Here is a 12,321-nt window from a genome sequence, read left to right as displayed (position 1 = left end):
GTGGGGGCGGTATAGGTACTGGACATTTGACGCTTACGTAATGTCTAGCAGGATTTCGTCTGTTTGAAGATTTCTTTGATTTTCTTTTGGCTTACAATCTGATAGTCCGTTCTGAAGCCAAACTCTTCATGCAGGGCGTCTGTTAGATCTGTCCTTGTGTAAGAAGGGACAAACCCATTGCCTTTTTCCTCGCGAAAGTTCATGTCGCGCAGTTCTTGGATTATTTCCGTGCTGGTATATTTATAGTTCAGCTTTTTTTCAAGCAGCCTGTATATGAGCAGTGAAATAAAACAAGTAAGGAAGTGCGCTTTTATCCGTTCCTCGCGGCGAAGAAACACCGGCCGCGCTTTAAATTCGCTCTTCATTATACGGAAGCACTCTTCGATCTCCCAACGTCCGTGCGATATGCCCGCCACTGTCTCCGCGTCGTCGCCAAGGTTGGTGCACACGGCGTAGAAACCGTCATAAGCCGACTCTTTCTCTATCTGCGCGCTGTCTATGGAGAAACGTTCTTTTGCCTGCGTTTCATTACCCCTTCTCATCCACCATCTCGCGCTTTATGAAACGTCTGTAATCGTTGGCGTTGATCTTATCAAGCTTTCCCGGGTCGGATTTGATCGTTTTCTCGGCGCGCTCTATCTGCCGCCCGCGTACTTTTCGTTGATACTCCCTGTACTTTAGAGAATAAGTGACGATAAGATTTTGTTCCAGCTTGTTTTCCTTCATTCCGCGTTCTTTATAGAATATTTTATCCCCGTACGACTCCGCCGCTTTCTCGTCATTTTCCGCCTCCTTCTCAACGACAGACAAGTCATAAGTCTTATTTTTATCAGAGCCCTTCATCCTCCAGCCGGACGTATCCAGAGCCCACTCCCGCAGATACTTCTTTAGTTTCTTTATAGACTGAGTCGTAATAAAAGCTTTGTCCACGCCGTCGTTGAACTTCCTGTTGGCGTCTGAAGCAAGCCCAGCGTCCGTGCAGACCACAAATTTAGAAAGCTTGAAATCATCCATCAGCTTCTGCTCAAGCGGCTGCAAAGTAACCTGCTCGTTCGTATTGCCCGGGTTGATGCAGAAAGCAAGCGGAATACCTTCGTAATCCATAAAAAGCCCCATCTGCACAATAGGATTCGGCCTGTGCTCCTTGCTGCAGCCGTAACGCCTTTCCTCATCCTCCTGCTCTATCTCAAAATAGTAATTAGTGCAGTCGTAATACACCACCCCCGTACTGCGGGCAAACAGCCTGCCGCTTGCCTTATACAGCGCAGACTGGATATAGTCGCACTCCGCGGCCAGAACAGAAAGAGCCCTGTAAAGGTGATGCAGCGCAAAGTCGGGAGCTTCAAGGAACGTCTCCGACAAACGCAGCGTGGCAAACTTTGAAGCGGGGAAAATAATGCGGCTGTAGACCAGACGCGATAAAATAGAATTCAAATTAAAACAGAACGCATGCTTGTCTGCCACCTTTTGGCAGATCCTATCCAACCCCAGGGCATAATATATCCACTGTAAAAAGAGATATCCGCCGTTGAAAGAACGGCGTTCCCCTTTCTCTATGAGCCTGGCAGGAGAATACTTCACGATAACATCCGGCTCTGCGCCCTCTTTTTCCTTTTTGTTCAGCTCTTCAATATAGCGTATGGCCCATTCCTCTGGATCCTCGCCGCCGAGCTTTTCCTTGAGCTGCGCATAAGTGCCGAGTTTCTCAACGATCTTAGTAGAACGTCTGCCGTTGACGTTAGTAGATTTGATAACATAGAGAGAGACGGCGTTTGTAGAAACAGACTTCATGAGCCTCATATAAATCGCCTCCATATGCGCTTATTATAACACAATACGACACAATACGCAATATCCACATAAGAAGATTTGACAAAAAAATAAGCCTATTACCGACTTTTTTAAGTGTTTTTTAGATGAAAAGTGTCAAAGACCCGATAATTTCAATGCCGATAATATAGAGTCATTTTACATATAATGTGGTAAAATGTCTAAAGTTAGTTACCTTGTCTCAGAGAAAAGGGTGTGATGAGATGAGTAAAGATGAGGAATACAATATCGGTCAGCGGCAGGACGATTCCCAGTTATGGAGAGATTGTGCGGCCGGAAACGAAGAGGCAAGGGAAGAGTTGATCCTTGCCAATCGTCCGATGGTCTATTGGCTCGCAAAAAAATTAAAGGTCCCCTACAGCACGTACCAGGATCTCATTCAGGAGGGGATGCTTGCGCTGATAAACGCCGTAGACTCCTTTGACGTAGAGAGGAACATCCGTTTCTCCACCTTTGCCTATTATAAAATCCGCGGCAGGATGATCAATTTCCTCCAGCGCGTGGAGGCCAAGGCTCCGCTGCCGGTCGACGAGGCGGTGCTCGTAGACGAGGGCGCGGAAAGTTCGCTGCTCTATAACGAATCGAGCCGCAGCGAATGGTCTATAGATTTGGAGAACGCGCTTTCTCAGCTTTCAGAAAGGGAGTCCGACATTATCAACGCCCTTATTATGGAGGGACGCGTTGCCCGCGAGGTGGCCAGTGAGAAAAACATCGACATCAGCCATGTCTACCGTATAAGAAGAAAGGCACTCGCAAAGCTAAAATCGTGGCTTGGAATAAAAGAATCTGAGGCCACATCGGGGATATAGATCGGGATAATTATATTATCTTGATTTTATGAGGATGAAGACCGATGAAACAGAAGACAGCAAGACTGCAGCGTTGGCTTGACCGTTTGACGGCCGCCTGTGAAAATCACAAATGGAAATCCGCGGTCGCCGAGGCAGATTGCCTCTCCGCCGAACTTGAGCAGGTGCGGGAAGAGCTGTGGGACCAGGCCGAAAATGAGACGGCGGCGCGGCCGGTATGTTTCCGGTTCGGGGCCCGTGCTTTTCTTGGCGCAAAATCTCTTGGCATCGCGATAGTTATAATATGCCTTTCGACATTCCCTATAGCTGTAGAGAGCGGGAATCCGCAGCGTGTCGCCGCGCTCTCCACCGGAGCGGAAAACCGTTTCGAGGAATTCGCCTTCGTCACAACAGAGGAGAAGGAGCTTCTTCAGCTTCTCAGAAAAAACCTCAATGAAAGCAACATCGCCATAAAGACGGCTGAGAATAAATCCCCCGGGTCAAAAAGCAGTTTCACGGCTAAAGTTGTGGAAAAGCCGGCTGCGCAAACTTTTGCGGAACGTCCCACTGTCAAACAGAGGGCCGAAAATAAGATAAAGGCCGAGGATCTCCTTACTCTCATCCAGATAGGCGAGAAGAGTTTGAGGGGCGGCGAACCTGCGATCAAAATCGTCAATTGATTTTTAGCCCTTGTATTTGAGGAGTGGTGTGTGTGTTAAAACGAGCGAAGTATCTTGCTCTGGGATTGGTAATCGTTGCCTTCGCGGCAACCTCCGCGTTATCAGCTGAAGAAAGCGTGCTGAATACCGCGTCGGAAAGTCTTCCTTCTGCGCAGACGGAGGCGGTTTCACCGGATAAAACGCAGGGGCAGCCCCCCTCTCCGGAAGAGGCCGACCTTACGGGGCCGATCATCGTAAGCATGGATCTGCAAGGCAACAGCGAGATCAACCGCGATCACATAATGAGTGTCGTTACCTCTAAAGTAGGGCAGCATGTGGACGAGGAGAAGCTGCGCAAAGATGCAGAGGCTATCTTTGAACTGGGCTTCTTCAACGCTACGGACTACAAGGTCACCGACGAGGGAGACGGCGTTAAGGTGACTTTCCTTGTGCAGGAAAACCCTAAGGTCGGGGAAATCAAATTTATCGGCAACACAGTCTATTCTGAGGATAAACTGAAAAGCGCTATTTTTACGCAGCCCGGGATGATTTTTAACAGGACCTTCTTCCGCAACGACCTGCAGAGAATAAAAGAAAAGTATCAGGAAGACGGATATGTCATGGCGAATGTAAAAGACGTGAAGATAGACGGCGACGTCATTACCGTAGAAATCATCGAGCCAAAGATATCCGAGATAGTGATTCAGGGAAACAAGATCACCAAGAAGAGGATCATCGAGCGTTACCTGAAGATAAAGGTCGGCGAGCTGTTCAATGCCAACAAACTCCGCCTGACGCTGAACCGTCTGCAGGGGCTGGGATATTTCAGCGACGTCAACGTGAACTTCGAGCCGGGGGAGAACCCGGACGACGTGATAATAGTCCTTACCGTGGAAGAAGCGCGTACCGGCAAACTCGGTTTCAACATCGCCTACGGAACGCAGAGCGGTTTTGGCGGCGGTATGAGCTATGAGAATTTCAACATCGGCGGCGCGGGACTGAAACTCAGCGTCGGCTTTGAGCTGGGGGACAGGGAGGAATTCTGGCTCTCGTTCGAACAGCCTTACATGAGCGGCAAGGTCATGGCCTGGAAGATAGGCGGGTACAAGCGCGCCTGGGACGACGTCTACTACTACCAAAACGACAAGCAATACCTGGAATATGACAGGGACAAGTACGGAGCTTTTATCGGCTTCGGCAAGAAGTTCCGTGACGAATCGAAGTATAACTGGTACATGCTGCTTGACTGGCACAACACCAAAAACGACAACATCAGGGAGCGCGACGGCTTTAGGGAAGACTACCCCGACGACGCGAAGCGGGCGGAAGAGCTGAAAAGGATCAGAGAGGAAGAACTTGGCGAAGGTACCTATTATTCGGCGACGCTCTCCTTCCGCCGGTTCAATATCGACGAATATGCGCCTTACACCCGCGGAGACGTTGAAAGCCTCAGCTTCCAGTTCGGCAAGGCCACCGTCGAAGATACCGACTACAACTATATGAAGTACTGGCTGGAGAGCAAGTTCTACTTCCCGGTGGGCAATTTCCTCAAGGACCTCTTCGAGACCTCCTTCCTCAACGGTTACGAGGATAAGCCTGTGCTCTTTGCGGCGCGGCTGATCGCCGGTTCTTCGACGGGCGACGTGCCGTACGACGAAATGTACACCGTCGGCGGAGATACGACGCTGCGCGGGTACGATGACGATTATTACCGCGGACGCAACATGGTCCTGGGCAACTTTGAGCTTCGCATACCAATGCAGAAGATGATGAGCTTCGTCATATTCTACGATGTCGGCCGCGCTTGGGATTCCGGCAGAACGAGGAACGGAAGCGACGTAATATACGGTGATGACAGTTGGGGATCTTCTCCCGGCGTCGGCATCCGTCTGAACACACCTCTCGGCAATCTGCGCCTTGATTACGCTACCGGAGATGAAGGCAGGTTCCATTTTGGCTTCGGAGAGCTATTCTAGGAAGAGAGCAAAAGAATGTAAAAAAATAGTTGCGGCAATTTTTATTGCCGCGACTTTTATTGTGTTTTTTAATACGACAGAGGCGACGGCCGGCGTCACTGTCGATGGGCTGCCCGGCTGGCAGGCTTCCCTTGCCGCGCAAAGCCTGAATGCCGTCTATGCCGGCATGCCGTCCGGGCAGAGGCCGGATTATCAGGCGGAGATTTTGAAAACCGTAGCCTCAAGGCTGTTCTCCGGCTATCTGATAGAGGCCTCCCTGCGGGGAGACGACAATATCATCGTAAAATTTGTCTCAGAGGGCGGCAGCGCCCCCTGGAGCGTGGAAGTCAGGACACCTCAGCTTCAGGACCCGCCCCTTGAGTGGTTCAACAGCGATGTAAGTCATCTGAGAGAGGAGACTCTGCTGCTGCTTCAGGGCGTCCCGCTCGAATCCTTGAGCTGGTCGGATAAGGCGCTGCAGGAAGAGATCGAGAAGCTTGCCGGCGAAAAGCTTCCGGGCTGGGCTCCCTCGCTGCTGCTGGCGGCAAAGGACGACCGGACGGTCCTGACGATAACCTTCGCGCCGCAGATGCCGATGATATTGGCGGTCAATCCAAAGTTGGTTTCCAACTCCCTGCCGACGCTTCTTCACGGAGAACTGCGCGAAGGGCTGATGGGAGAGTCTGCTCCCTTTATTGGGATCCCTGTTGTCTGGGCCTCGAAACATTCAGCCGACATGAAACGCTGGGCCGAGGATTATATAAACGAACGCCGCATAACGGAACGTTCCGCTTCGGAGGCCCAAGCGGATTTTCAACCTGCGCAGATATCGCAGCTGAACGTCAGGGTGGAGAGCCGATATTACACCATAGGCGCTTGGGCCGCCATATATGCCGGCACCTCGGATAAGTCGGCGGAGCTGGGAGTGCACCTGGGACGTAAAGTCGAACTCTTTCCCACGGTCGACATGGAGGCTTATGCGGAGGGAATACTGGGACTGCAGGAATGGAACATCAACGGCCGCTTCGGACTGCGCTGGCGTTCTATACGGGACCTTTGGATCGGCGGCGAATGGGATACCTCGGATGATATGTGGTGGGTAAAGCTCTCCATGGACCCGCAGCTGCACAAGCCGTATCTCTGGCTGAGATTCAACGAAGACGGCAAGTTCAACGGCGCCATCGGCTGGAGGGCCACGGAGAATATTTCTTTTGAAGTTGAATATGATGCCCGCGATAATGATCGCTGGAGCCTTAAGATGCTTGGCAACCTATAAGAAGCATTCTATAGAGAGGATTGAGTACGATAACAAAGAGCATTACGCTTGGCCGGATCGCGGAGATGACGCATGGTGAGGTAAAGGGCGATCCTGAAATCAGGATAACCTCGATATGCGCGCCTGAGAAGGCGGGAGAAAACAGTATATCTCCGCTCTGGGAGAAAAAATTTATCCCTCTTGTGAAAGAGGGGACCGTCCTGTTTACAAAAAAGGGATGGATCGCGGAGGGCTGCCGCGGCGTGGAGGTTGACGATCCCCGTGTGGCGCTGATCGCCCTGCTGCAATATTTTGACGAGACGCCGGCGCGCGGAACGAAAGTATCGGAACTGGCGGTCATCGCCCCCACCGCGCGGCTGGGAAACAACGTTTCGGTAGGCGCGGGGACGGTGATACGCGACGGCGTAAATATCGGCGACGGTACGGTGATAATGGAGAACGTCGTCATCGACGAATGTTCTGAGATCGGCGGCGGCTGCCTCATCGAGCCTGGCACGGTGATATACCACCATACTAAGATCGGCAGCGGGTGTGTGCTGCACGCCAACGCCGTCATCGGCTGCGAGGGATTCGGATTCGTTCCCGACCCGAAGGCCGGAATGGTGAAGATACCGCAAATAGGCATCGTCCGCCTTGACGACGGCGTGGAGGTGGGGGCCTGCTCGGCAATAGACCGCGCTACCTTTGGGGAGACATACATCGGCCCGTCAACGAAGATCGACAGCCACGTGAAGATAGGCCATAACTGTGAGATAGGCGGCTATACGATAGTTGTCGCGCAGTCCGGGATAGCGGGGAGCACAAAGATCGGCAGGGGAGTCATCATGGCGGCGCAGTCCGGCGCTTCCAACCACGCCGCGATCGGCGACGGCTGCACGGTCGGAGGGCGCGCCGGCGTCGCTTCGGACATCCCCGCTGGCTCCGTAGTTTCCGGCTTTCCCGCGCAAGACCACAAAAAAGAGCTTCGCCAGCAGGCCGCCGTCAGACAACTGCCGGAATTCATGCGCCATGTCAGAGAACTTGCCAAAAAGGTCGAACGCCTTGAGAAAACGCATGAAGACGCTTAAGAACGAAATAAAAATAAGCGGGACGGGATTGCATTCAGGTGAAGAGTCCACCCTGTGGATGCGTCCCTGCGAAAGTCCCGGCATCCACTTCCGCAATGAAAACGGGCTGTCGCCGGTGACAGAGGCGGTGGTGGAGGAGGACAGCAGGCTGACCGGTTTCTCTCTTCCCAACGGTGCCGTCGTGAGGACGGCGGAACATTTGCTGGCGGCGATAGCGGGTATGGGACTTAATGCCGTTGAACTTGAACTTTCAGGCAGCGAGGTCCCGATCCTGGACGGAAGCGCCTTCCCCTTTGCGGAGGCGATAAAAGACTGCGGCTTCACAGAGATGGATGGAATACTTAAAGGACGGGCCATCTCCGCGCCGATATTTCTGGAAGAGAACGGCGGCAGCCGGCTTATCGCGGCCGCTCCCTGCGACAGGCTGACGGTCACTTACATAATTGATTACTCCGGAACCCCGATCGGCCTCCAAAAGGTCAAATATGATATCACAAGCGAGACTTTTTATAATATAATTTCTAAGGCCCGGACGTTTGGGCTTACCTCCGAGCTGGATTATTTGAAACAGAATGGGCTGGCAAAAGGCGGAACGCTGGATAACGCTCTGATTTTTGATGAGAACGGGCCGGTCGGCAGCCAACGGCTGCGTTTCCCGCTGGAGTGCGTAACACATAAGGTCATCGATCTGCTGGGGGATCTGACTTTGGCCGGGGAGATACCGGCAGCGCATTACGTGGCGGTCGCGGCCGGCCACAGCATCCATGGAAAGCTCGCGCGCCGCATAAGGGCGCTGTTTTCATAAAGCTGTACTGATAAGTTTTAAGAGATATAAATAAGGGGGAAAAGTCAATGCAGGTACGCATCAACCAGATAATGGAGCTTCTTCCGCACCGTTATCCATTTCTGCTTGTGGACAGGGTAGAAGAAATCATAGACACTGACGAGCTTAAAGAGGTCACAGGTTATAAAAACGTCACTTTCAACGAGCCGTTCTTCCAGGGGCACTTTCCGGACGAGCCGGTGATGCCCGGCGTTCTTATCCTGGAAGCGATGGGGCAGGTGGGGGCGATGCTCCTTAAATTACAGCCCGAATTCCAGAACGGGGATAGAAAGCTTGTCTATCTCACCTCGATAGACAACGCGAAGTTCCGCAAGCCGGTGAAGCCTGGCGATCAGCTTCGCACCACCGCCAGGCTGAAGCGCCGCCGCGGAAACATGGGCAAATTTGAATTCGTCGCAAAAGTCGACGATGAGATCGTTGCCGAAGCCGAAATGGGGTTTGTCATCGCCTCAGGCCTGACGCTTGAGGCGGAATAAATAATATGAGCGTTCAAATACATCCGACAGCTATCGTGGCAAAAGAGGCGGAACTGGGCGACAATGTAAACATCGGACCCTATTGTATAGTCGATTCAAAGACGAAGATCGGTCATGGAACGGTGCTTAAAGCTTTTTCGCGGGTATGTGACTACACAAGGCTGGGCTCGGACTGCGTCATTCATGAGCACGCCGTCATCGGCGGCGTGCCGCAGGACCTCAGCTACAAAGGCGAGGAAACCTGGGCCATCATCGGAGACAGAGTAGTCTGCCGCGAATATGTCACCATCAACCGCGCCGTCGGCGAGGGGGAATCGACGACGGTCGGAGACGGCTGCTTCGTTATGGAGGGCGTGCACTTCGCCCACAACGTACATATCGGCAAAGAGTGTACGGTAGCGAACAAAGCGGGACTGTCCGGACATGTGCATGTCGGCGATTACGTAGTCATTGGGGGAATGACCGGGTTTCATCAGTTTACGCATATCGGCTCATACTGCATGGTGGGGGGACTCTCGCGCATAACTCAGGATGTGCCTCCTTACTGCCTCGCCGCCGGAATACCGATGCGCGTCTATGATATAAACAAGGTCGGCCTGCGCCGCCGTAATATAGATGTGCAGACGCGCAGGAAGATACGCGAGATGTACAAGCTGATATATAACTCGGGGCTCACCATCAGAGACGGGCTGAGCCAGGTGAGGGAACGTTATCCCGATGATCCTGAGGCAAAGATGATCCTTGACTTCGCGGCGGAAAGCACAAGGGGCTTTACTCCGCGCATGACGCAGGACTGGCATCATAAGACAGAGGATAAAATTGATTAAATTATTCGCAATGGACGTCGACGGCACATTGACCGACGGCGGCATCTATATGGACGGCTCGGGAAACGAGCTGAAACGATTCGACGTTCAGGACGGGCAGGGGATAGTCCGGCTTCTTAAAAGCGGCGTCAAGGTGGTCTTCATCAGCGGCCGGCATTCCGCTCCGACGCAGCAGCGCGCCGACAATCTCAAGATAACGCGCTGCATCAACGGCACCGACGACAAGCTCCGTGATCTTAAAGCTATCGCCTCCGGCTGGGGGATAACCGCCGCCGAGACGGCCTATGCGGGGGACGACGTTCCCGATATCGAGTGCATCAAATGGTCCGGTCTTGGCATTGCGGTGGCAAACGCCCATCCGTCGGCGGCCGCCTGTGCGGACTACGTTACGGAACGGCAGGGAGGAAAGGGCGCGGTGCGTGAATGTGCGGACCATATAATAAAGTTGAACAATGGTGAAGACCGTTGAAAAACGCAGATAAATTTTCCTTTAGAATGAGGGCGCTGGACCGCTTTATATTAGGGGAACTCAAAGGGCCGTTTTTCTTTGGCCTTGTGGCCTTTACTATAATCCTCGTGGCCGGCGGGCTCCTCTTCCAGATGGCGGATCTCATAATCCAAAAGGGCGTCTCCATCGGGATAGTTATCAGGCTTTTCCTGTATTACATGCCCAGGCTCGTCGTATTCACCATTCCGATGAGCTGCCTCCTTGCGGCGCTGCTTGGATTCGGCAAACTCTCGGCAAATTCCGAATTGGTGGCGCTGAAGTCAGCCGGACTTTCATTCCAGCGCATCGTGCGCCCGGTGGTCATCGCGGCCTTCTTTGTTTCGATATGCGCGTTTTTCATCAACGAAAGCCTCGTGCCGCTGAGCGAGCGCGCCGCGGCTAATGTGATGAAATATGAGGTGCTGCGGGAATCGGCTCCTATCTTCACGCAAAAGGTATTTCTCAAAGAGGAAAGCGGCGGAGTAATAAAGCGCGTGATCTACATCGATCAGATGGACAACGCCACCAAGGATATGAAAGATGTGACGGTGGAGGAATTTGAGGAGGGGCGTTTGGCGCGGATAATATCGGCGCAGAGCGGCAAGTGGACAGACGGCAGCTGGTGGCTTGAAGACGGCGCCGTATATGAGATAAATAAAGAGACCAAGGAAGTAGGACTGCTCTTTAAATTTGACCGTCAGGCGCTCACTCTCAATCTCGGCCCGAATGAAATATCCGCGAAATCGGCCTCTCCCGATGAAATGACGATCCCGGAACTGGTCACCGCCGTAAAGCTCAAAGAAAAAATGGGCGAGGGGACCGGTGATCTATGGATGGCACTGCAGTTGAGGATAGCCGTTCCCTGGGCCTGCCTTATATTCGCGATGCTCGGCGCAGCGCTCGGCAGCCGGCCCCAGCGTTCAAGTTCCGGCGTCGGGCTCGGCTACAGCGTCATTATCATCTTTGTCTATTACGTGATAATGTCATTCAGCAGGGCTCTCGGAGAGAGCGGAACGCTGCCTCCCCTCGCGGCCGCCTGGACGGCCAATGCGGTATTCCTCGTCATTTCGATCTGGCTCTGTTCGCGTGCCAACCGGCTCGGGTAAAGGAAATATATAAAGAAAGATAATGCGAAAGGGACGCCCTTCTTGTTATGCGGAGGGCGTCCCTGTTTTCGTTCTGTTTTTTGCTGAGGCTCAGAGCCTGCGGCAGTTCACCTCGCCGCTGTCGTCCAGTATCATGTATGTTACCGTAAGAAAGCCCCACCGGTTCAGCGTTTCAAGCGTCGCATCGAGCTGCTTCATAGAGGGGGCGGCCGCCTCGAGCACACATTCCGTGTCGCCGGTGACGAACCACCATCTTACCACGCCCGCCAAACCATTGAACAACTCGGAATGCGCGAGCGTCGTCCCGTCCGCAGCGCGCGACCCGCTTTTGAACTTCAGCGCGATGAGCGCCCGGATCGGGCGTCCGAGGACCGCATAGTTTATGACCGGACGGTATCCGGTTATAAGCTCGTCGCTCTCCATCCGGCGGATACGTTCGCGCACCGCCGGCGCGGTAAGCCCTACGCTCTGCCCTATCTCAGTGAATGTCGAGCGCGCGTTCTTCTGAAGCGCCTCCAGTATTTTCCAATCCGTTGTGTCTAGGCAGATCGCCTTGTCTTCCATTTTTCATTCTCCAATGATGCGTTAAAAATATTCTCATCATTATAACAAAAACAGAAGCTTAACGGGCAAAAAATTTTTGTTTCAATAGCGGAAAGAGATAAGTGGTTTTGAGATCGTATGGAAGAAATTTCAAAAAATGAGATAATAATACCGTAAAGAAGGAACGAACAAAGATAAAAAAATAAATTAAGGAGGAATTTGATATGAAATTAACGCTTAAAGATCCAATCCGTTTTACCGACAAATGGGTCGACACAGACGGCCGCGAGAGCCTTTCGACCTTCCAGGGATATTCGCAGTTCAGCGAAGAGGACAAAAAGAAGGCGGGAGCGATCAACAATTCAATGCTCTTAGGCCTTGTATGCGCGGCGCTTATCGTGACGACGGCTCTGTATTTCCTCGCATAACGTCATGAGCTCGGCGCAAATATGAAGGGCGGTCC

14 protein-coding genes are annotated in these 12,321 nt (G+C 52.7%); 11 read left to right on the top strand and 3 right to left on the bottom strand.

The features are described 5' to 3' along the window. Window positions 1-44 precede the first annotated feature (44 nt). Both CLOEV_RS17185 and CLOEV_RS07655 read right to left on the bottom strand, forming a co-directional pair. Window positions 45-542 carry an IS1634 family transposase gene (locus tag CLOEV_RS17185; RefSeq protein WP_218915510.1) on the bottom strand — a complete coding sequence of 166 codons (498 nt, stop codon included), beginning with the start codon at window positions 540-542 and terminating at the stop codon, window positions 45-47. Then, window positions 529-1,800 (bottom strand): IS1634 family transposase, encoded by a 1,272-nt coding sequence (locus CLOEV_RS07655; protein ID WP_218915509.1) that lies wholly within the window; start codon window positions 1,798-1,800, stop codon window positions 529-531. Before CLOEV_RS07655 ends, CLOEV_RS17185 begins: the two co-directional genes overlap by 14 nt. A gap of 233 nt (window positions 1,801-2,033) precedes the next feature. On the opposite strand from CLOEV_RS07655, the gene CLOEV_RS07650 reads away from it, so the two are divergent. From CLOEV_RS07650 to CLOEV_RS07605, 10 genes are all read left to right on the top strand, one after another. Then, entirely contained in the window at window positions 2,034-2,639 is a 606-nt protein-coding gene (locus CLOEV_RS07650) for a sigma-70 family RNA polymerase sigma factor (protein WP_008711811.1), read from the top strand. 44 nt (window positions 2,640-2,683) lie between these two features. Continuing rightward, the gene (locus tag CLOEV_RS07645) at window positions 2,684-3,298 is read left to right on the top strand and encodes a hypothetical protein (protein ID WP_008711810.1); all 615 of its coding nucleotides are present in this window, start codon (window positions 2,684-2,686) and stop codon (window positions 3,296-3,298) included. Window positions 3,299-3,330: 32 nt separating this feature from the next. After that, the gene (locus CLOEV_RS07640) at window positions 3,331-5,253 is read left to right on the top strand and encodes a BamA/OMP85 family outer membrane protein (protein ID WP_008711809.1); all 1,923 of its coding nucleotides are present in this window, start codon (window positions 3,331-3,333) and stop codon (window positions 5,251-5,253) included. Window positions 5,254-5,314: 61 nt separating this feature from the next. Next, window positions 5,315-6,508: a hypothetical protein gene (locus tag CLOEV_RS07635; protein WP_156938380.1), complete on the top strand. Its 1,194-nt coding sequence runs from the start codon at window positions 5,315-5,317 to the stop codon at window positions 6,506-6,508. Window positions 6,509-6,528: 20 nt separating this feature from the next. Beyond that, a complete protein-coding gene (gene lpxD / locus CLOEV_RS07630) occupies window positions 6,529-7,575 on the top strand; it encodes a UDP-3-O-(3-hydroxymyristoyl)glucosamine N-acyltransferase (RefSeq protein ID WP_034442925.1) in 1,047 nt (348 codons plus the stop codon). Next, window positions 7,550-8,380, top strand: coding sequence for a UDP-3-O-acyl-N-acetylglucosamine deacetylase (lpxC, locus tag CLOEV_RS07625; RefSeq protein WP_169732207.1), 831 nt, complete (start codon window positions 7,550-7,552; stop codon window positions 8,378-8,380). Before lpxD ends, lpxC begins: the two co-directional genes overlap by 26 nt. Before the next feature lie 47 nt (window positions 8,381-8,427). Continuing rightward, window positions 8,428-8,895 carry a 3-hydroxyacyl-ACP dehydratase FabZ gene (gene fabZ, locus CLOEV_RS07620; RefSeq protein WP_008711801.1) on the top strand — a complete coding sequence of 156 codons (468 nt, stop codon included), beginning with the start codon at window positions 8,428-8,430 and terminating at the stop codon, window positions 8,893-8,895. Between the two features lie 5 nt (window positions 8,896-8,900). Beyond that, the gene (lpxA, locus tag CLOEV_RS07615) at window positions 8,901-9,722 is read left to right on the top strand and encodes an acyl-ACP--UDP-N-acetylglucosamine O-acyltransferase (RefSeq protein ID WP_008711799.1); all 822 of its coding nucleotides are present in this window, start codon (window positions 8,901-8,903) and stop codon (window positions 9,720-9,722) included. Beyond that, window positions 9,715-10,191: a KdsC family phosphatase gene (locus CLOEV_RS07610; RefSeq protein ID WP_008711797.1), complete on the top strand. Its 477-nt coding sequence runs from the start codon at window positions 9,715-9,717 to the stop codon at window positions 10,189-10,191. The genes lpxA and CLOEV_RS07610 overlap by 8 nt, the downstream gene beginning before the upstream one ends. Then, entirely contained in the window at window positions 10,188-11,315 is a 1,128-nt protein-coding gene (locus tag CLOEV_RS07605; RefSeq protein ID WP_008711794.1) for an LptF/LptG family permease, read from the top strand. Before CLOEV_RS07610 ends, CLOEV_RS07605 begins: the two co-directional genes overlap by 4 nt. A gap of 90 nt (window positions 11,316-11,405) precedes the next feature. On the opposite strand, the gene CLOEV_RS07600 is transcribed toward CLOEV_RS07605, so the two are convergent. After that, window positions 11,406-11,879: an Lrp/AsnC family transcriptional regulator gene (locus CLOEV_RS07600; RefSeq protein ID WP_008711792.1), complete on the bottom strand. Its 474-nt coding sequence runs from the start codon at window positions 11,877-11,879 to the stop codon at window positions 11,406-11,408. Between the two features lie 203 nt (window positions 11,880-12,082). Between CLOEV_RS07600 and CLOEV_RS07595 the strand changes: the two genes are divergently transcribed. Beyond that, a complete protein-coding gene (locus CLOEV_RS07595) occupies window positions 12,083-12,286 on the top strand; it encodes a hypothetical protein (protein WP_008711790.1) in 204 nt (67 codons plus the stop codon). Window positions 12,287-12,321: the final 35 nt, after the last annotated feature.

Origin of the sequence: Cloacibacillus evryensis DSM 19522 (assembly GCF_000585335.1) — a bacterium.
In the GTDB taxonomy this organism is placed as follows: Bacteria; Synergistota; Synergistia; order Synergistales; family Synergistaceae; genus Cloacibacillus; species Cloacibacillus evryensis.
This window is presented reverse-complemented; position numbering and strand designations above follow the sequence as displayed.

What these genes read in the sequence shown, in the direction of transcription:
- CLOEV_RS07595 (WP_008711790.1), top strand. Translation starts at nt 12,083, where the DNA reads ATGAAATTAACGCTTAAAGATCCAATCCGTTTTACCGACAAATGGGTC.
- CLOEV_RS07655 (WP_218915509.1), bottom strand. Translation starts at nt 1,800, where the DNA reads ATGAGGCTCATGAAGTCTGTTTCTACAAACGCCGTCTCTCTCTATGTT.
- CLOEV_RS07650 (WP_008711811.1), top strand. Translation starts at nt 2,034, where the DNA reads ATGAGTAAAGATGAGGAATACAATATCGGTCAGCGGCAGGACGATTCC.
- CLOEV_RS17185 (WP_218915510.1), bottom strand. Translation starts at nt 542, where the DNA reads ATGAGAAGGGGTAATGAAACGCAGGCAAAAGAACGTTTCTCCATAGAC.
- lpxA (WP_008711799.1), top strand. Translation starts at nt 8,901, where the DNA reads ATGAGCGTTCAAATACATCCGACAGCTATCGTGGCAAAAGAGGCGGAA.
- fabZ (WP_008711801.1), top strand. Translation starts at nt 8,428, where the DNA reads ATGCAGGTACGCATCAACCAGATAATGGAGCTTCTTCCGCACCGTTAT.
- CLOEV_RS07645 (WP_008711810.1), top strand. Translation starts at nt 2,684, where the DNA reads ATGAAACAGAAGACAGCAAGACTGCAGCGTTGGCTTGACCGTTTGACG.
- CLOEV_RS07600 (WP_008711792.1), bottom strand. Translation starts at nt 11,879, where the DNA reads ATGGAAGACAAGGCGATCTGCCTAGACACAACGGATTGGAAAATACTG.